The organism is Lysobacter terrestris (assembly GCF_014489475.1).
Classification (GTDB): Bacteria; Pseudomonadota; Gammaproteobacteria; order Xanthomonadales; family Xanthomonadaceae; genus Agrilutibacter; species Agrilutibacter terrestris.
Map to the genome: position 1 here is coordinate 2,980,719 of NZ_CP060820.1, position 16,233 is coordinate 2,996,951.

Consider the following 16,233-nt stretch of genomic DNA (forward strand, 5'->3'; position numbering starts at 1 on the left):
ACCGTTGAGCCTCGCGGATCGGGCGAATGCTTGAAGACCCCGCCCGATCTCAGGGCAGCTGAAATCCATTTTGCTCGTCATGCAGCTCCCGTAGCCGCTGGCCCAGCAGGTCGATGTTGGCTTCTGTGGCTTCGAGTGCACGTTGCGACGCCAATGGCAGCCAGCGTCGTGCAGCCGCCAGCAACTTCTCGCGCTGCTCGCGCGATTGCGTCGCCAGCGCGCGGCTTTCCCCTGCTGCGGCCCGGTACTCATCCGGCTGTGGAAGTCCGTAACCGCCGCCGGGCAGCAATTGCGCGGGGCGGGTGAGCAGATCCTCCAGGTGCAGGATTTCCTGGGTGGCCGTGCGCGCGTTCGCGCCTGCGGTGTCGCGGCCGCCCACGCGTCCGAGCAGGCGCCGCTTGAGTTCGTCGCGTGCGCGCAGTTCCTGCCGGCGTAGCGCCGCCTGTTCGAGCAGCAGCAAGGCCGCGCTGCTGCGCAGATCGGCGCGTCCGATCCACGGGGTGCGATCCTGCGCGGGCAGGTCGAGCCAGTCCTGCACGTGCGCCTGCGGCAGTGCCAGCGCTGTCTTGGCGACTTCGAACATCGCCTGGTAGCGCGCACTCAGTGGCTCGAAGTAGTAGCCGGTACGCAGCGCCTCGGCGCGATCGGCCAGTACCGAGCCGTCGGCGAGGTCGGCGCGCTCCAGGCGGCGCAGCAGCCCGGTCGGGGTGATGCTGGACAGTCGATTCTGGGCGAGGCGCGGCACGCCGTCGTGCAGCAGCTTGTAGGTTTCCACGGCGCAGTTGTTGCTGACGAAGTAATAGCGGCCGTCGTAGCTCCAGTGCAGTTGCGCGGCGCGTTCGAGCAGGGTGGCGATTTCATCCTGCTGCAGTTGCAGCGGGATCGATTGCAACCCGCGCAGTTCGATGCGGGTGTATTCCTCGATCACCTGGTCGAGCGGCAGCAGGAACAGGCGGGACGGGTAGGCGCCGGTGAGGCCGCGCCAGCTGGAGATCTGCACGTCGTCGACGAAGGCGCGGAAGGAGACCACGCGGTGGTGTGCGAGGTCGTAACGGCAATCGGGGCCGCGCGGGCGGCCCGGGGCGCAGACCACCAGCCGCAGCATGCTGTGGCCCCAGCGGCTCATCGGCTGGTCGTTGCCTTCCGCGAGCAGGTAGTCCACGGCGTAGACGCGTTCGGGATCGAGCTGCAGCAACGGATCGTCGCCGTTGGCATCGGCCTGAACGAACGGCAATGCGGGTGCGCATTCCGCCGTGGCCGGCGCGCTGCCGAAATGCGTGGCGAAATAGCGTTGCAGCGCCGGGCGCCGGCAGGCGTAGGCGGGATCGAGCAGGAAATGTTCGAGGTTGACCGCGACGAACTCGGCCGGATCGCTCAGCTCGTACGCATCGGGGCTGCGGTCGGTAAAGGCGTTGCGCGTGCGCCCGGGGCGCAGGGCCGCGACCTGCCATCCGGCCAGGTCGAGCAGGCGCGGGTTGCGCGAAAGCCGCTGCTTGTCGTCGTACAGATGCGCCAGTTCGTGGATCACCGCCGCGAGGGCGGGGCGTGCAGTGGCGGCTTCGCGATCCGCGCCGCCGTCCTGCATCCAGCGGTCCAGCAGTTCGCGCTTGAGCAGGATGCGCCCGCCGATGGTGCGGCCGTGCACCTGCGCGGGCAGGTCGTCGCGCCATTCGACCGGTACGCGGTCCAGGGCGTCGGCCCAGCGCGCGGGTAGGTGGCGTGCGGCGGTGTCGAGCAGTTGCCGCGAGGCGCTGGCCTGCTCGCGGGTCAGCGAACGCTCGTCGGGTTCGAGTTGCAGCGCCTGCGCCGGTGCGGCGCAGGCGAGCAGGCAGCACAACAGCCAGGCACCGCGGTGCCGTGGCTTTGGAATCACAGTGCGAGGATGGCCTGGGCCAGTTGCATGTCGCTGGCGCGGCGTGCGTCGGCGTTGTGTTCGCGCAGGTGGCGCATCGCGGCTTCGAGCTGGGCGCCGCGGATGCGGCCTTCGCTGGCGACGAAGCTGGCGGCGTCGTCGCGCGCCTGCAGCACGACCTTGTCTTTGCCGGACGAGCTGTTCGAGGAAGCCGAGCTGCCGGCGGAGCTGGCGCCGCCGGTGGTGCCGGCGAAGCTGCTGGCCATGGCGGGGATGGCACAGGTGAGCAGGGCGAGGGCGAGGATCGATCGGAGCATGGGTTGCGAGGACCAATTGGAGAAGGTGCAAAGACTAACCGCAGGTGCACCCGGACGGATGAACCGCATGGCACGCAGTTGTGCGCGGCTTGCCAATGGCGTGATCGGCGGCACACACCGCGTGCGTCGGCGGTGGCGGGCTTCGCGCCGCCTTGCGCGGTTTGGGCTAAGGTCCGCGGAACCGTCCGCATGCGCGAGGCTTCCCATGGCGATTCCTCCCCGCAAGAAGGCCAGCGACTTCGATCCGGAAGTGCTGCGCCTGTTCGACCAGTACGTGCACGGCCTCATCGACCGGCGCGGTTTCCTCCGCGGCGCCGCGCGCTTCGCGGTCGGCGCCACCACCGCGGCCGGGTTGCTGGCCGCGCTGAGCCCGCAGTTCGCCGCGGCACAGCAGGTGAAGCCCGACGACAAGCGCCTCAAGGCGGGCTACCTCGAATTCGCATCGCCGCAGGGCTACGGCACGGCGCGCGGTTACCTGGTCCGGCCGGCGAAGGCGCGCGGCCCGTTGCCGATGGTGCTGGTGGTGCACGAGAACCGCGGCCTCAATCCGCACATCGAGGACATCACCCGCCGGCTGGCGCTGGAGAATTTCATCGCGTTCGCGCCGGACGCGCTGTTCCCGCTGGGCGGTTACCCGGGCGACGAGGACAAGGCGCGTGCGGAGTTCGCCAAGCTCGACCAGACGAAAACGCGCCAGGATTTCCTTGCAGCGGCGCACCTGTTGCAGGGCATCGAGGGCGGCAACGGCCGCTTGGGCGTGGTCGGGTTCTGCTACGGCGGCGGCATGTCCAACTTCCTGGCCACGCAGTTGCCGGAGCTGAAGGCGGCCGCGCCGTTCTACGGCAGCGCCGCGCCGCTGGAGGACGTGCCGAAGATCAAGGCGGAGATGCTGGTGGTGCTGGCCGCAAACGACGAGCGCATCAACGCCGGCTGGCCCGCGTACGAAGCCGCGCTGAAGCAGGCCGGCGTGCATTACGAGCTGTACCAGCCCGCCGGCACGCAGCACGGCTTCAACAACGACACGACCCCGCGTTACGACGAAGCCGCGGCACGCGGGGCGTGGAAGCGGACGCTGGCGCTGTTCGAACGGACGCTGCGCAAGGGCTAGCCTTGGCCGACCGCAGTGTCCGCGGGCGGGGTGCCCCAACGCGGCGGCGGTAGCCCATGACGCATGGGACAGGCCGCGCGACACCGGCGCCCCGCAAGGTAGAGGTTCAAACGACGAGGTCCCCATGCTCCGCGCCCTGGCTGTGCTGCTGCTGTGCCTCCCCACCGCCGCGTTCGCGGATACGCAGGCCCCCGCGACGCCGCGCCCGCACACGGCGGGGCCGACGGTGCGCAGCTTCATCCCACCGTTGCGGATGCCGCGACTGGGCTTCGCGCGCGGCCTGCGCGTGTACCTGCCGCCGGACTATGCGGGCAGCGCGAAGCGCTATCCGGTGATCTACATGTTCGATGGGCAGAACCTGTTCGACGACGCCACCAGTTATGTCGGCGAATGGGGCGTGGACGAAGCCATGGATGCGATCGCGCGCGAGGACGGCTTCGGCGCGATCGTGGTCGGCATCGATCATGGCGACGAGCTGCGCATCAACGAGCTCATCCCGTACTTCAATGTCCGCTTCCTGCCCAATGCGGGCGGCGCCTTCATCGAAGACGTCGTGACGGTGATCAAGCCGTTCGTGGATGCCAACTACCGCACGCTGCCCGACCGCGACAACACCGCGATCATCGGCAGTTCCCTGGGCGGGTTGTCGGCCGACTACAGCATCCATCGCTACCCGCTGGTATTCGGCAAGGCGGGCGTGTTCTCGCCGTCGTACTGGGTGTCCGACACGCCCTTCGCCAATGCCCGGCGCACGCCGCTGCCTGCGGGTGCGCGCGTGTACCTCTACATCGGCGGGCGCGAAGGGGAGGAATCGGTGCCGCTGGTGGAGAAGATGGCCCAGGTACTACAGGCGCAACCGGGCGGCGCTGACACCGTGACGATGCATGTGGTCGCCGAGGCCGAACACAACGAAACGGCCTGGCGCGTGGAATTCCCGCGCGCGGTCCGCTGGCTGTTCCGGTTGCCGCCGGCGGTCGCTGGCCAATAACGTACCGACCACAACGGAATGCCGCCGCGCGGCGGCGTGACGGACTCGCACCAGGTCGCGCCTCAGACGTCGAGCACCATGTCCGGTGTCGCCAACATCGTGTCGACGCCGTAGCGCTCGCCGATTTCCCCCGCCAGCGCTTCGCGCGCCTTGTCTTCGCCGTGGACCAGCACCAGCGGCGGATGCCCGGTGAAGTGCCCGTACCACTCGATCAGGCCGTGCTGGTCGGTATGCGCGGACAGCCCGCCGATGGTGTGGCGCTGCGCGTTGACGCGGACATCCTGGCCGTGGATGCGGACCCAGCGCGCGCCATCGACCAGCCGGCGACCGAGCGTGCCTTCGGCCTGGTAGCCGACGAAGACCACGTGCGTGTGCGGGTTCGACAACCGGTGTCGCAGGTGGTGCAGGATGCGGCCCGCATTGGCCATGCCGCTGCCTGCTATCACGATCGCGCCGCGAGCGATGTCGTTGATCGCCATCGATTCCTGCGGTGTTGCAGCGAAGCGCAGGTTCGGCAGCTTGAACGGACTGGGCCGTGCGGCCCACACGCGCCGTGCTTCCTCGTCGAACAGGTCGTGGTGGTGGTCGTAGACCTTCACCACCTTGCTGGCCATCGGGCTGTCCAGGAAGACCTGCCAACGCGACAGGTTCCACTCATCCCAGTAGTACGCGAACCAGTACAGCAGTTCCTGGCTGCGGCCCACGGCGAAGGCGGGAATCAGCACGTTGCCGCCTTCGCGCCAGGCATGGTCCAGGATCTCGCCCAGTTCCGCGATCGTGGCGGCACGGTCGCGATGCAGGCGGTCGCCGTAGGTGGATTCCATCAACACCAGGTCGGCGCGATCGATGGGTGTCAGGTCGCGCAGGATCGGCGTGCCCTTGGGGCCGAGGTCGCCGGAGAACACCAGCTTCCGGTCGTCGGCGAACAGTTCGACGATGCTCGATCCGAGGATGTGGCCCGCATCGCGGAACACGATGTCGATGCCCGGCAGGACGTTGCTGCGCTGGTCGTAGGGCAGGGGGCGCACCTGCTGCATCGCCGCTTCCACGTCCTCGCGCGCGTACAGCGGCTGCACGAGCGCCTGGCCCTTGTGTCGTCGCCGGTTGGCGCGCTCGGCGTCGTTCTCGGCGATCGATGCCGCGTCCAGCAGCATGATCGGCATCAGTGCGGCGGTGGCTTCCTGCGCGAAGATCGGCCCGGTGAAGCCGCGCTTCACCAGCAGCGGGATCCGGCCGATGTGGTCGATGTGCGCGTGGCTGACCACCAGCGCATCCAGGCGCGAGGCCTCGAACGGAAACGGATCGCTGTTGCGGCGTTCGGCTTCCGGACTGCCCTGGATCATTCCGCAGTCCAGCAGGACGCGCCGGCCGGCGGCTTCGACTTCGTGCAGCGAGCCGGTGACTTCGCCGGCGGCGCCATGGAAATGCACGCGCATGGATCGCTCCAGTGGGAGGGCGGGGCCATTAAACCGCGAGCGGGCGATGCGTGCCCGCTGCGGCTCCGCGCAGGGTGCTTGACTCAATTCAATAATTCCGGAAATATGGAATTATGGAAACCGCAATCGCCTTGAATGCTCTGGGGGCGCTGAGCCACGAATCGCGGCTGGCTGCCTTCCGGCAACTGGTCCAGGCCGGGCCCGATGGCCTGTCCGTGGGCGAACTGCGCGAACGGCTCGGCCTGCCCCCGGCGACGCTCAGCGCCCACCTCAACGTGCTGCGCGCGGCCGCGCTGGTCGAGGACGAGCGCGAGGGCCGGGTGATCCGCGTCCGCGCGAACTACGCGCAGATGAATGCACTGCTCGCCTACCTCACCGAAAACTGCTGCGCCGGCGCGTCCTGCGCGCCGGCCGCGGCCTGCAAGCCGAACAAGACAGGAGCCAGGAAATGAACCGTTTTCACGTTCACCTCAACGTCGCCGATCTCGCCGGCAGCATCCGCTTCTACACGCAGCTCTTTGCGGCCGAGCCCACCGTGCTCAAGTCCGATTACGCCAAGTGGATGCTCGAGGATCCGCGCGTCAACTTCGCGATCTCCAATACCGGGCGCCCGGCGGGCATCGATCACCTGGGCATCCAGGTCGATTCCACGGAAGAACTCGCCGCGTTGGGGCCGCGGCTGGATGCGGCCGGCGGCGCGATCGTGCCGGAAGAAGGCGCCATCTGCTGCTATGCCCGTTCCGACAAGCTGTGGACCGAGGACCCGCAGGGCACCCGCTGGGAAACCTTCCACACCATGGGCGAAGCCACGACCTACTACGCGGGCGAAGCGGCCTGCGCGACCGACGGCGCCGCCTGCACGCCGGATCCGCGCGCGATGAAGCCCAAGGTCGACAAGGGCAGTGCGTGCTGCGCGCCGCAGTCCGGGTGCTGCTGAGGATGCCGATGGAACTGCGTCCATCCACGCGCGACGAGGGCGACACCATCCGCGCCCTGCTCATCGCTTGCGACCTGCCCGTTGCCGACTTCGACACGGCGGCGATCGAATTCACGATGGCCATGGACGACCAGGGACTGGCAGGCGTCGTCGGCCTGGAAACGTTCGAAGCGACGGGCCTGCTGCGCTCGCTCGCGGTACGCCCGTCGGCGCGTGCGTCCGGAACAGGATCCCAACTCGTGCAGGCGCTGGAAGCGCAGGCCCGGGCGAAGGGCCTGGAACGGCTCGTCCTGCTCACCCAGACGGCGGAATCGTTCTTCGCCCGGCGCGGTTACGACGTCATCGAGCGGGGCGCCGCGCCGGTGGCGGTGCAAGGCAGCGCCGAATTCCGCTCCATCTGTCCCGCCTCCGCCGTGTGCATGTCCAAGTCCCTGTTCTGACGAGTCGAATCCCATGAAACGCGTCCTGTTTGTTTGTGTCGAGAATTCCAACCGCAGCCAGATGGCTGAGGCCTTCGCCCATATCCACGGCGGCGACGCGGTGGAAGCGTTGAGTGCAGGTTCCGCCCCGTCCGGGCAGATCAATCCGAAGGCGGTGCGGTTCATGGCGGAACTCGGCTATGACCTGGCCACGCACCAGTCGAAGTCGCTCGACGAGATCGGTGGCGAATTCGATGCCGTCATCACCATGGGCTGCGGCGACAACTGCCCCTGGGTGCCGGCGCGCAGGCGCGAGGATTGGGGCTTGCCCGATCCCAAGCACATGGACGATGCGGGTTACCGCGCCGTGCGCGACGAGATCTCGGCGCGCGTGCAGCAATTGCTGGCGAGCCTGTGACGATGCTGCCGCGCAAGCTGTTGGCTGAGTTCATCGGCACCGCGTTGCTGCTCGCTACGGTCGTCGGCTCGGGGATCATGGGCGTGGCGTTGTCTGCGGGGAACGACGGCATCGCGCTGCTCGCCAATGCCGCTGCCACCGCGGGCGTGCTGTACGTGCTGATCGTCGTGCTGGGCCCGGTATCGGGCGCGCATTTCAATCCCGTGGTCACGCTGGCGATGCGCCTGCGCGGCGAACTGGATTCGGTGACCGCGGCCGCCTATGTCGTCGTGCAGGTCGTCGCGGCGATTGCGGGCGTGCTGCTGGCGCATGCGATGTTCGACCAGCCGTTGCTGCAGCCCGGTACGCACGTGCGCACCGGGGCGTCGCAATGGCTCAGCGAAGGCGTGGCGACGTTCGGCCTGCTGTTCACCATCCTCCTCGGCATCCGCCAGCGCCCGGCGGCCATTCCTGCGCTGGTGGCGAGCTACATCTTCGCGGCGTACTGGTTCACCGCCAGCACGTCCTTCGCCAATCCGGCGGTGACGCTGGCGCGATCGCTTACGCAGACCTTCGCCGGCATCCGGCCGGACGACGTCAGCGGCTTCGTGCTGGCGCAGCTGGCGGGGGCGGTGCTTGCGATCGGGGCGGCATCGCTGCTCGCGGAGAAGGATGCCCGCGTCACCGGATAGGGCGCGGGTCAGGCTGCGACGGCGGCCAGTGTGGCCTCGCAATCGGCGTGCAGCTTGAGCGTGGCCAGATCGTCGGCGCGCGTCACGCCGCGGGTCAGGATCGCCAGCGGCAGCCCGGCTTCGTGTGCCATGCGCGCGAACCGGAAACCCGAATAGACCATCAGCGAAGAACCCACGACCAGCATCGCATCGCTGCGATGCAAGGCTTCGGCCGCGGTTTCCACGCGAGGACGCGGTACGTTCTCGCCGAAGAAGACGACGTCCGGCTTCAACAGGCCATTGCAGTCCGGGCACGCCGGCGGGCGGAAGCCGCCGAAGTCGACGCCTTCCAGATCGGCATCGCCGTCGGGCGCGGCACCCGCGGCCAGCGTCGTCCACTCGGGATGCTCCGCGGCCAGCAGCGCCTGCACCGAGGCGCGGGGCAGGCGATTGCTGCATTGCAGGCACACGACCTGGTCGATGCGGCCATGCAGGTCGATCACGCGGCGGTGCCCGGCGCGGTCATGCAGGCCATCGACGTTCTGCGTGACCAGCATCGACACCTTGCCTTGTGCTTCCAGCCCGGCCAACGCGGCATGGGCCCGGTTGGGCCGGGCGCGTTCGACCACCGGCCAGCCGACGAAGCTGCGCGCCCAGTACCGCGCGCGCATCGCCGGCTCCTGCACGAACGCCTGGTAGGTGATGGGTGCGCGTCGCTTCCATTCCCCGTCGGCGCCGCGGTAGTCGGGAATGCCGGAATTCGTGCTGACCCCGGCGCCGGTCAGGACGAAGATCGCGCGATGCGCATCGAGCCAGTCGCGGAGCGCGGGGAGGGCATCGGGTTCCGGGATGGCGGGCGGCATTCGGTATTCGATACGGCGGCGGCGAGGCTTCCAAGATGGAGGCGGACTCGCGCTGCATCAATCCTCAGCGCAGGCTGCTGAGCACTTCGTTGATCTGCTGTTCCTGCGCCGGTGCGAACAGCACGCCCAGGTGGTCGATGCCGACGCGGACCACGAGGCCGTGGACGACGATCGGCTGGTCCGGGTCGAGTTCGAAGAACATGCGCAGCGCCGCGCCTTCGGTCGGGGTCCAGTCGTCCTCGGGCAGGCACAGGCGCGCGCCGCCTTCCGACATGTTGAGCACCGAGGCGCTATGCCGCTCGCCGTTCGGCGTGAACATGATCGCCATCAGGGTGTTGCGGCGGCGGTGGCGGCGGTTCTCGGTTTCCATTGCGGAATCCTCGTGGGACACCGATCAGCAACGGCGCGGCGGGGAAAAGGGGGCCAAGTCGTCGGAACTGGTCGCCGCCCATCGTTGCAGCCATCACCCGGGGGCAGTCTCCGTCAAGCCGCGCGGGTGAAGCCTACCGTAGCGGCATTCCGTTCTCCTCGCAGCAGCTGCGCACGCGATCGGCGACATCCTCCCAGTGCGGTGCCTGCGGATTGCGCATGCGTTCCCAGGTGGCCGCCAGGGCAGGCTCGATGTCGCGCCATTCGCCGTGCCTGCATTCGTCGTGCGCGACACGGAGCACGGCGTTCAACAGGACTTCGTCGACGCTGGGGATCTGATGCAGGTTCATGGGGTACCCCCGACAGGGACGTAATCACTACGCCTGCGTCGCCGCGTACGCAATGCGGCTGCATGTTGGCGGCTGAACGGGTCAGGTCGGGGTGATTCGGGCAGGATCGGCAAAGCGCCGGGCATCCATAAGGCATCCCCCAACCATCGGCCTACGACCGGGGCCCGGCACTGGGCTAGGCTGCCCGGACTTTCCACGGGGACTCCACATGAAACGTTCACCGCTCAGCCTCGGGCTGGCGCTCGCCGTCGTGTTCGCCGGCGCACCGATGGCGCACGCCGCCGATGTCGACACCAAGCCGCGCCTGGGCACGTTCGGGGTCGACCTGACGGCGCGCGATACCACGGCCAAGCCGGGCCAGGACTTCAACCGCTACGTCAACGGCCATTGGCTGGACACGTACCAGCTGAAGGACTACGAGACCTCGTACGGTTCCTTCAACCAGCTGCGCGATCTCTCCGAAACGCAGGTGCACGCGATCATCACCGAGCTGCAGCAGCGCAAGGACCTCGCCGCGGGCAGCGAGGCGCAGAAGCTGCGCGACTATTACGCCAGCTACATGGACCGCGCCGCGCGTGATGCCGCCGGCATCAAGCCGCTGCAGCCGGTGCTCGACGGGATCGCGGCGATCCGGTCGAAGGACGCGCTCATCGCGGCCTTCGGCAACGCCGACCTGTCCGGCACGACGACGCCGGTGCGCTTCGGCGTCGAACTCGACCGCAAGGACCCGGACCAGTACCTGGTCAGCCTGCGCGTCGGTGGCCTGGGCCTGCCGGACAAGGACTACTACCTCAACGCCGACGAACGCTTCGTCAAGATCCGCGCGGCCTACCTCGATCACATCCAGCGCATGCTCGGCTTCGCCGGCGTCAAGGATGCGAAGGCGCGCGCCGAAGCGGTGCTCGCGCTGGAGACCGAACTCGCCAAGCCGCAGTGGGAGCGCGCGCAACTGCGCAACCGCGACAAGACCTACAACGCTTCCGCCTTCGCCGAGTTCGTGAAGCAGTACCCGGGCTACGACTGGTCGGCGCAGCTGAAGGTGCAGGGCATGCCCGCGCTCGACCGCGTCAACGTCGTCACGCCCAGCGCCGTGCAACCGGTGCTCGACGTGGTCGCGAAGACGCCGCTGCCGGCATGGCGCGACTACCTGACCTTCCACGCCGTGCGCAACAACGCGCCGCTGCTGAGCCGCGAGATCGACGATGCGGCCTTTGCGTTCACCGGCACCGTGCTCGGTGGGCAGAAGGCGCAGCGCGACGACTGGAAGCGCGCGGTCGCGCTGACCACCGGCATGGAAGGCCTGGGCGATGCCATGGGCAAGCTCTATGTCGAGCGCCATTTCTCGCCGCAGTCCAAGGCCGCGATGCAGGCGCTGGTCGAGAACCTGCGCAAGGCCCTGCGCAGCAACATCGAGAAGATCGAGTGGATGGGGCCGGCGACCAAGGCCGAGGCCTACCGCAAGCTCGCGTCCTTCCGTCCCAAGGTCGGCTATCCCGACAAGTGGCGCGACTACTCCAGCGTGACCATCGTCCCGGGCGACCTGGTGGCGAACGTCATGCAGCTGCGCCAGTACGGCCGCAACGACCAGGTGTCGCGCATCGGCAAGCGCACCGATCGCGACGAGTGGGGCATGACGCCGCAGACGGTCAACGCGTACTACAACTCGACCTTCAACGAGATCGTGTTCCCCGCGGCCATCCTGCAGGCGCCGTTCTTCGACCTCAACGCCGATCCGGCGGTGAACTACGGCGGCATCGGCGCGGTGATCGGCCACGAGATGGGCCACGGCTTCGACGACCAGGGCAGCAAGTCCGACTACGCCGGCATCCAGCGCAACTGGTGGACCGACGCCGACCGCGCCGGCTTCGAGCAGCGCACCAAGCTGCTGGGCGCGCAGTACGACGCGTTCTGCCCGCTGGAAGGCCAGTGCGTCAACGGCTCGCTCACCATGGGCGAGAACATCGGCGATCTGGGTGGTCTGTCGATGGCGTACACCGCCTACCAGCTCAGCTTGAACGGCAAGCCGGCACCGGTGATCGAAGGCCTGGGCGGCGACCAGCGTTTCTTCCTGTCGTGGGGCCAGATCTGGAAGGGCAAGTACCGCGACGAAGCGCTGCTCAACCAGATCAAGACCAACCCGCATTCGCCGTCGCAGTACCGCGCCAACGGTCCGCTGCGCAACTTCGATCCCTGGTACCGGGCGTTCGGCGTGAAGCAGGGCGATGCGATGTACCTGGCGCCGGAGCAGCGCGTGCGGATCTGGTGATCCGTCCATCGGCATCGTGATGTAAAAGACAAGGCCCGCGATCGCGGGCCTTGTCGTATGCGGTGGTGTCCGCGCGGAGTCAGTCGCGATCGGGTGCGCCCAGCGGGAAGTAGCTGCGGTACGGCCGGGCCTCGTCCACCGCACGCTTGAACGACGGGCGTGCGAGCAGGCGCTCGCGATAGGCACGCACGTTGCCGTAGCGCGGGTCGATCCGGTGCGTCCAGTCGGCGTAGAACAGGAACGGCGCGGCCGCGCAGTCGGCGAGGGAAAAGCCGGTGCCCGCGGCCCATTCGCGCCCGGCCATGTGCGCGTCGAGCCACGCGTAGGCGGTTTCCAGCATCTTGCGCGCTTCGCCGACACCGTAGGGATCGCGCTCGCCTTCCGCGCGCAGGCGATCGAACACGAACTTCTGCTGCGGCGTGGACACGTAGTTGTCGAAGAAGCGGTCCAGCATGCGCACTTCCAGCGCGGCCGCCGGGTCTTCGGGGATGAGCTTCACCGGCCCGGGACGGTGCACCTGCAGGTACTCGATGACGCAGGTCGCCTCGAGGATCGTGCGCTCGCCGTCGACCAGCACCGGAAAGCGCCCCATCGGCCACAGCGCGGCCAGTTCCGCACGCGGCTGCTCCTCGTCGAGGTTGCGGTAGTCGAACGGGATCGCGTTTTCGTACAGCGCGATCAGCGCCTTCTGGCTGTAGGACGAGAACGGGTGGGCGTACAGGCGCAGTGCGGTCATGGCGGTTTCGCGTGGTGGTGTTGCAGTGGCGACGAACGGGGAGGCGCCGGATCGACACGCGGCATAGCGAAGCCGCGAAGGCCGCCGCGGCGGCCTTCGATGCGCGGGATCGCCTTACTTCTTCAGCGCCTTGACCGCGGCGAGCGTCTCCTGCACGTGCCGCGCGGGGTTCAGGTCGGAATACGCGTGCGCGATCGCGCCGTTGCGCGCGATCACGTAGGACGTACGGCTGGACCATTCCGGCTTCTTGTCCAGGATCGCGTCGTACTGCTTGGCGATCGCCGCGCCGGGATCGGCGGCGACCGGGAACTTGCCGCCGCAGTGTTCGGTTTCCCTGGAGAAATCCGCGAGTTCGTCCACGTTGCCGGCGGTGATGCCGATCACCGTCGCGCCCTGCGCCTTGAACTTGTCGATGGCCTGGGAGAACTGCCGCGCTTCGATGTTGCAACCCGGGGTGTGCGCGGCGGGGAAGAAGTAGACGACGACCGGTCCCTTCTTCAGCGCGTCGGACAGCTTGTAGGTGAAGGGCTTGCCCGCGAGGTAGGCCGATGCGGAGAAGTCGGGGGCCTTGGCGCCGGCCTTCAGTGCGGCGAGGGAGGGCGCGGCGAACGCGACGGCGGCAATGGCGCCAACAACGGCAAGCTTGATCGATTTCATGGGGGCTGACTCCGGGAAGGACGGGTGCCTTATACGCCAAAAGCGCATGCGGCACGTAGCCTGAAGGACGTAGGCTGGGTTGGCTTCATCGACCCGGCATCGCCAACGGATATCGCCGGCATGTGCTGCGCTGGGTTGGTGGAGCCAACCCAGCCTGCGTGGCACAAGCGGATACGCGAAACGGAGACGCACCCATGAACCTGCGCAATGCCGCAGCCGCAGACATCGATCGCCTGGCCCGGATCTGGTACGACGGCTGGCAGGACGGGCATGCCGCGATCCTGCCCGCGGAGCTCGCGCGCCTGCGCACGCTGGCCAGCTTCCGCGACCGGCTCGTGGCCGCCATGGGCGCGACCCGCGTCGCGGAGGTGGACGGCGAACCGGTTGGTTTCTGCATCGTCAAGGCGGACGAGCTGTACCAGCTGTTCGTGTCGGCAGTCGCGCGTGGCTCCGGCGTGGCCGCCGCGCTGGTGGCCGATGCGGAGCGGCGCCTGGCGCGTGCGGGCGTATCGACGGCATGGCTGGCGTGTGCGATCGGCAATGATCGCGCGGCGCGGTTCTACGAGAAGTGCGGCTGGCGCCGGATCGGGACGGAGGTCATTCCGGTGGAGACGGAGCAGGGGCCTTACGCGCTCGAAGTGTGGCGGTACGAGAAGCCGCTGGGAGACGCAGCTGACGGCAACGGGTCGCTTACCTGAACGCGGGAAATTGAAGCGGCCCGCGTGCGTCGGCATCATGCCCGCATGGGATTCCCTTTCCGTGCCAGGTCCGCGGCTGCCGTATGGCTGCTCGCCTTTGCTCTCGCGTGCGCGGTCGCGCAGGCCGCTCCCGCCGCCCCCCGCACGACGCTTCCGCACGATCCGTTGGAAATGCGCGCGCTGGTCGATCCCGACGGCGTGCTGGGCATCCTGCCCACCGAGCTGGCCACGGCCCGCGCCCGCAACGATCATCAGCGCGAAGCCTTGCTGCAGCTTGCCCGCGCCAATGCCTGCCGCGTCAAGGCCGACTGGCCCTGCCAGCGCGATGCCGGCATCGCCGCGCGCAAGGCGGCCGAAGCCGGTGGCGATGCGGTGGTCGCACTGCGCGGGCTGGTGGCGGAGGCGCGCGCGTATTCGGCGCTGAAGGATTATTCGCGCGCGAGTGATTTGCTCGGCGAGGCGGAACTACGCCTCAAGCAGCACCCGCAGCCCGAACTGAGCGGCGACGTGCTGCTCGGTTACTCGTCGATGAGCCATTCGCTGGGCCGCTATGCGATGTCCGCGCAGTACGCCCGCCGCGGGCTGGAGGCGCTGGGCAACGACACGCCCGCGCGCCCGATGCAGGCGCGGCTGCTGCGCAATCTCGCGCGTGCGCAGACCGAAATGGGCGAGATTGCCGACGCGCGCGAAACCCTGCGGCGCGGGCAGGCGGTGCTGGCGGGCATCGACGATCCGAAACTCACCGCGGAAATGGCGCTCGAAGCCGCGCGCGCGGCGCGTGCCGCCGGCGACATCGCCGCGCAGCGCCAGAACGGCGAGCGCGTGCTCGGCCTCGGGCGCGAACTGGTGAACTCGCAGCTGGCCGGCCTCGGCCGCGAGGTGCTGGGCAACGCCGCCTACGATGCGCAGGACTGGATCGGGGCGCGCCAGCAGTACGCCGAAGCGGTGGCCTCGTTCCGCGCGCTCGACCTGAAGCGCGACGAGCTGCGCGTGCTGCGCAGCCAGATCCAGGCCGAGGTGGCGAGCGGCGCCATGCCTACCGAATCCGGCGGCCAGCTGCGACGCCTGTTCGAACTGTCCGCCGAGGTGGAGAAGGCGGATCGCGCGCAGTCCGCCGACGACTTCGACGCACGCCTGAAGTACGCGCAGCAGGAGCAGAGCGTGGCGCACCTGCAGCGCGAGGCGGAACTCTCGCGCCAGCGCGCGCAGGCCCTGGCCGAACGCAACCGCCTGATCCTGTGGCTGGAGTTGCTGACCGTCGCCGTGCTGGTGGTGATCCTGGTTTCCTACCTGCAGGTCCGGCGCGCGCACGCGCGGCTGCAGAGCACGCTGACCGCGTTGCACGAGCGCGAAGCGCAGGCGTCCAGCCTGCTGCACATGAGCAAGGGCTGCGTGCTCCTGCACGACATCGAGGGCCGCATCATCATGGCCAATCCGGCGACCGCGACGGCGTTCGGCGGTGGATCGGCCGAAGCCATGGCCGGGAAACCGCTGCAGGAGTTCCTGCCCGCGGCGCTCGCCGGCGAGGTCGCGGCGTACCTGGCCAAGGTCGCCGACGAAGGCTCCGCCGAAGGCGTGCTGGTGGTGCCCGCGGCCGACGGCGGCCAGCGCAACTGGCGCTTCGCCAGCAACCGCACCGAGCCCGGCGATGCGCGCCCGTTCGTGGTCGGGCAGGCGGTGGAGATCACCGAACAGGCGCGCCAGGTGGAAGCGCTGCGCGAGCAGGGGCTGCGCGACGTGCTGACCGGCGCCTTCAACCGGCGCGAAGTCGACCGCTTCGAGGCGTCCGCCGCCGGTCGCGGCTGGGGCGTGATCGCCATCGACCTGGACGGCTTCAAGCAGATCAACGATTTCCGCGGCCACGAGCATGGCGACACCGTGCTGGTCAGCATGGCGCAATTCATCGGCGAACACGTCCGCGCCGACGATTCGCTGGTGCGCATGGGCGGCGACGAGTTCGTCGTGCTGCTGCCGGACGCGACGCCTGCGGCGCTCGAAGGCGTGACCGAACGCCTGCACCAGCACGCGCCGTCGGCCGCGTGCCGTTTCTCGCTGGGCAGCGCGTTGCGCGAGGGCGGCGAGTCGCTGGCCAGCACCTTGGCGCGCGCCGATGAGGCCATGTACGCGGCGAAGCGGGCGCGCCGCAGCTAGGCGGGGCAACTTCGCTCT

18 protein-coding genes are annotated in these 16,233 nt (G+C 68.7%); 10 read left to right on the plus strand and 8 right to left on the minus strand.

The genetic code is table 11. The annotated features are described in order from the left end of the window. Nucleotides 1–49 precede the first annotated feature (49 nt). Together H8B22_RS13950 and H8B22_RS13955 are read right to left on the minus strand one after the other, a co-directional pair. Complete coding sequence (locus H8B22_RS13950) at nt 50–1,873, minus strand: Lnb N-terminal periplasmic domain-containing protein (protein ID WP_187711990.1); 1,824 nt, start codon at nt 1,871–1,873, stop codon at nt 50–52. Then, nucleotides 1,870–2,169, minus strand: coding sequence for a DUF2388 domain-containing protein (locus H8B22_RS13955; RefSeq protein WP_187711991.1), 300 nt, complete (start codon nt 2,167–2,169; stop codon nt 1,870–1,872). The genes H8B22_RS13950 and H8B22_RS13955 overlap by 4 nt, the downstream gene beginning before the upstream one ends. Before the next feature lie 205 nt (nt 2,170–2,374). Here H8B22_RS13955 and H8B22_RS13960 point away from each other — a divergent pair, with 205 nt between their 5' ends. Both H8B22_RS13960 and H8B22_RS13965 read left to right on the plus strand, forming a co-directional pair. Next, nucleotides 2,375–3,277: a dienelactone hydrolase family protein gene (locus H8B22_RS13960; RefSeq protein ID WP_187711992.1), complete on the plus strand. Its 903-nt coding sequence runs from the start codon at nt 2,375–2,377 to the stop codon at nt 3,275–3,277. A gap of 124 nt (nt 3,278–3,401) precedes the next feature. Next, nucleotides 3,402–4,265, plus strand: coding sequence for an alpha/beta hydrolase (locus H8B22_RS13965; protein WP_187711993.1), 864 nt, complete (start codon nt 3,402–3,404; stop codon nt 4,263–4,265). A gap of 62 nt (nt 4,266–4,327) precedes the next feature. Here the strand turns inward: H8B22_RS13965 and H8B22_RS13970 are convergent, their stop codons facing one another. Then, nucleotides 4,328–5,701 carry an MBL fold metallo-hydrolase RNA specificity domain-containing protein gene (locus H8B22_RS13970; RefSeq protein WP_187711994.1) on the minus strand — a complete coding sequence of 458 codons (1,374 nt, stop codon included), beginning with the start codon at nt 5,699–5,701 and terminating at the stop codon, nt 4,328–4,330. Between the two features lie 113 nt (nt 5,702–5,814). On the opposite strand from H8B22_RS13970, the gene H8B22_RS13975 reads away from it, so the two are divergent. From H8B22_RS13975 to H8B22_RS13995, 5 genes are read left to right on the plus strand one after another with little or no spacing between them, the layout of a single operon-like run. Further along, nucleotides 5,815–6,153 carry an ArsR/SmtB family transcription factor gene (locus tag H8B22_RS13975; protein WP_187711995.1) on the plus strand — a complete coding sequence of 113 codons (339 nt, stop codon included), beginning with the start codon at nt 5,815–5,817 and terminating at the stop codon, nt 6,151–6,153. Continuing rightward, entirely contained in the window at nt 6,150–6,638 is a 489-nt protein-coding gene (locus tag H8B22_RS13980; RefSeq protein WP_187711996.1) for an ArsI/CadI family heavy metal resistance metalloenzyme, read from the plus strand. The genes H8B22_RS13975 and H8B22_RS13980 overlap by 4 nt, the downstream gene beginning before the upstream one ends. Nucleotides 6,639–6,640: 2 nt before the next feature. Beyond that, nucleotides 6,641–7,078: an arsenic resistance N-acetyltransferase ArsN2 gene (arsN2, locus tag H8B22_RS13985; RefSeq protein WP_187711997.1), complete on the plus strand. Its 438-nt coding sequence runs from the start codon at nt 6,641–6,643 to the stop codon at nt 7,076–7,078. A gap of 13 nt (nt 7,079–7,091) precedes the next feature. Continuing rightward, nucleotides 7,092–7,475, plus strand: coding sequence for an arsenate reductase ArsC (locus H8B22_RS13990; RefSeq protein WP_187711998.1), 384 nt, complete (start codon nt 7,092–7,094; stop codon nt 7,473–7,475). Nucleotides 7,476–7,477: 2 nt separating this feature from the next. Next, nucleotides 7,478–8,146 carry an aquaporin gene (locus tag H8B22_RS13995; protein ID WP_187711999.1) on the plus strand — a complete coding sequence of 223 codons (669 nt, stop codon included), beginning with the start codon at nt 7,478–7,480 and terminating at the stop codon, nt 8,144–8,146. Between the two features lie 8 nt (nt 8,147–8,154). On the opposite strand, the gene H8B22_RS14000 is transcribed toward H8B22_RS13995, so the two are convergent. The 3 genes from H8B22_RS14000 to H8B22_RS14010 form a co-directional block, all read right to left on the minus strand. Continuing rightward, entirely contained in the window at nt 8,155–8,988 is an 834-nt protein-coding gene (locus tag H8B22_RS14000; protein ID WP_187712000.1) for an NAD-dependent protein deacetylase, read from the minus strand. 64 nt (nt 8,989–9,052) lie between these two features. Beyond that, nucleotides 9,053–9,358, minus strand: a complete 306-nt coding sequence (locus H8B22_RS14005; RefSeq protein ID WP_187712001.1) for a PilZ domain-containing protein — start codon at nt 9,356–9,358, stop codon at nt 9,053–9,055. A gap of 133 nt (nt 9,359–9,491) precedes the next feature. After that, on the minus strand, nt 9,492–9,707 hold the full coding sequence (locus H8B22_RS14010) for a hypothetical protein (RefSeq protein ID WP_187712002.1): 216 nt from the start codon (nt 9,705–9,707) through the stop codon (nt 9,492–9,494). A 208-nt stretch (nt 9,708–9,915) separates the two neighbouring features. On the opposite strand from H8B22_RS14010, the gene H8B22_RS14015 reads away from it, so the two are divergent. Then, nucleotides 9,916–11,973 (plus strand): M13 family metallopeptidase, encoded by a 2,058-nt coding sequence (locus H8B22_RS14015; protein WP_187712003.1) that lies wholly within the window; start codon nt 9,916–9,918, stop codon nt 11,971–11,973. Between the two features lie 79 nt (nt 11,974–12,052). Here H8B22_RS14015 and H8B22_RS14020 read toward each other — a convergent pair whose 3' ends face one another. Both H8B22_RS14020 and H8B22_RS14025 read right to left on the minus strand, forming a co-directional pair. After that, the gene (locus H8B22_RS14020; protein ID WP_187712004.1) at nt 12,053–12,709 is read right to left on the minus strand and encodes a glutathione S-transferase family protein; all 657 of its coding nucleotides are present in this window, start codon (nt 12,707–12,709) and stop codon (nt 12,053–12,055) included. A 114-nt stretch (nt 12,710–12,823) separates the two neighbouring features. After that, complete coding sequence (locus H8B22_RS14025; protein ID WP_187712005.1) at nt 12,824–13,366, minus strand: peroxiredoxin; 543 nt, start codon at nt 13,364–13,366, stop codon at nt 12,824–12,826. A 194-nt stretch (nt 13,367–13,560) separates the two neighbouring features. On the opposite strand from H8B22_RS14025, the gene H8B22_RS14030 reads away from it, so the two are divergent. After that, entirely contained in the window at nt 13,561–14,064 is a 504-nt protein-coding gene (locus H8B22_RS14030; RefSeq protein ID WP_187712006.1) for a GNAT family N-acetyltransferase, read from the plus strand. Nucleotides 14,065–14,235: 171 nt separating this feature from the next. After that, nucleotides 14,236–16,215: a sensor domain-containing diguanylate cyclase gene (locus H8B22_RS14035; RefSeq protein WP_187712007.1), complete on the plus strand. Its 1,980-nt coding sequence runs from the start codon at nt 14,236–14,238 to the stop codon at nt 16,213–16,215. The last annotated feature ends 18 nt before the right edge of the window (nt 16,216–16,233 follow it).

Excerpts from the sequence above, each read along its gene's own strand:
- H8B22_RS13970 (WP_187711994.1), bottom strand. The coding sequence starts at position 5,701 with ATGCGCGTGCATTTCCATGGCGCCGCCGGCGAAGTCACCGGCTCGCTG.
- H8B22_RS14030 (WP_187712006.1), top strand. The coding sequence starts at position 13,561 with ATGAACCTGCGCAATGCCGCAGCCGCAGACATCGATCGCCTGGCCCGG.
- H8B22_RS13980 (WP_187711996.1), top strand. The coding sequence starts at position 6,150 with ATGAACCGTTTTCACGTTCACCTCAACGTCGCCGATCTCGCCGGCAGC.
- H8B22_RS13995 (WP_187711999.1), top strand. The coding sequence starts at position 7,478 with ATGCTGCCGCGCAAGCTGTTGGCTGAGTTCATCGGCACCGCGTTGCTG.
- H8B22_RS14015 (WP_187712003.1), top strand. The coding sequence starts at position 9,916 with ATGAAACGTTCACCGCTCAGCCTCGGGCTGGCGCTCGCCGTCGTGTTC.
- H8B22_RS14020 (WP_187712004.1), bottom strand. The coding sequence starts at position 12,709 with ATGACCGCACTGCGCCTGTACGCCCACCCGTTCTCGTCCTACAGCCAG.
- H8B22_RS13990 (WP_187711998.1), top strand. The coding sequence starts at position 7,092 with ATGAAACGCGTCCTGTTTGTTTGTGTCGAGAATTCCAACCGCAGCCAG.
- H8B22_RS13965 (WP_187711993.1), top strand. The coding sequence starts at position 3,402 with ATGCTCCGCGCCCTGGCTGTGCTGCTGCTGTGCCTCCCCACCGCCGCG.
- H8B22_RS14035 (WP_187712007.1), top strand. The coding sequence starts at position 14,236 with ATGCGCGCGCTGGTCGATCCCGACGGCGTGCTGGGCATCCTGCCCACC.
- arsN2 (WP_187711997.1), top strand. The coding sequence starts at position 6,641 with ATGCCGATGGAACTGCGTCCATCCACGCGCGACGAGGGCGACACCATC.
- H8B22_RS14005 (WP_187712001.1), bottom strand. The coding sequence starts at position 9,358 with ATGGAAACCGAGAACCGCCGCCACCGCCGCCGCAACACCCTGATGGCG.
- H8B22_RS14025 (WP_187712005.1), bottom strand. The coding sequence starts at position 13,366 with ATGAAATCGATCAAGCTTGCCGTTGTTGGCGCCATTGCCGCCGTCGCG.
- H8B22_RS14010 (WP_187712002.1), bottom strand. The coding sequence starts at position 9,707 with ATGAACCTGCATCAGATCCCCAGCGTCGACGAAGTCCTGTTGAACGCC.
- H8B22_RS13975 (WP_187711995.1), top strand. The coding sequence starts at position 5,815 with ATGGAAACCGCAATCGCCTTGAATGCTCTGGGGGCGCTGAGCCACGAA.
- H8B22_RS13955 (WP_187711991.1), bottom strand. The coding sequence starts at position 2,169 with ATGCTCCGATCGATCCTCGCCCTCGCCCTGCTCACCTGTGCCATCCCC.
- H8B22_RS14000 (WP_187712000.1), bottom strand. The coding sequence starts at position 8,988 with ATGCCGCCCGCCATCCCGGAACCCGATGCCCTCCCCGCGCTCCGCGAC.
- H8B22_RS13960 (WP_187711992.1), top strand. The coding sequence starts at position 2,375 with ATGGCGATTCCTCCCCGCAAGAAGGCCAGCGACTTCGATCCGGAAGTG.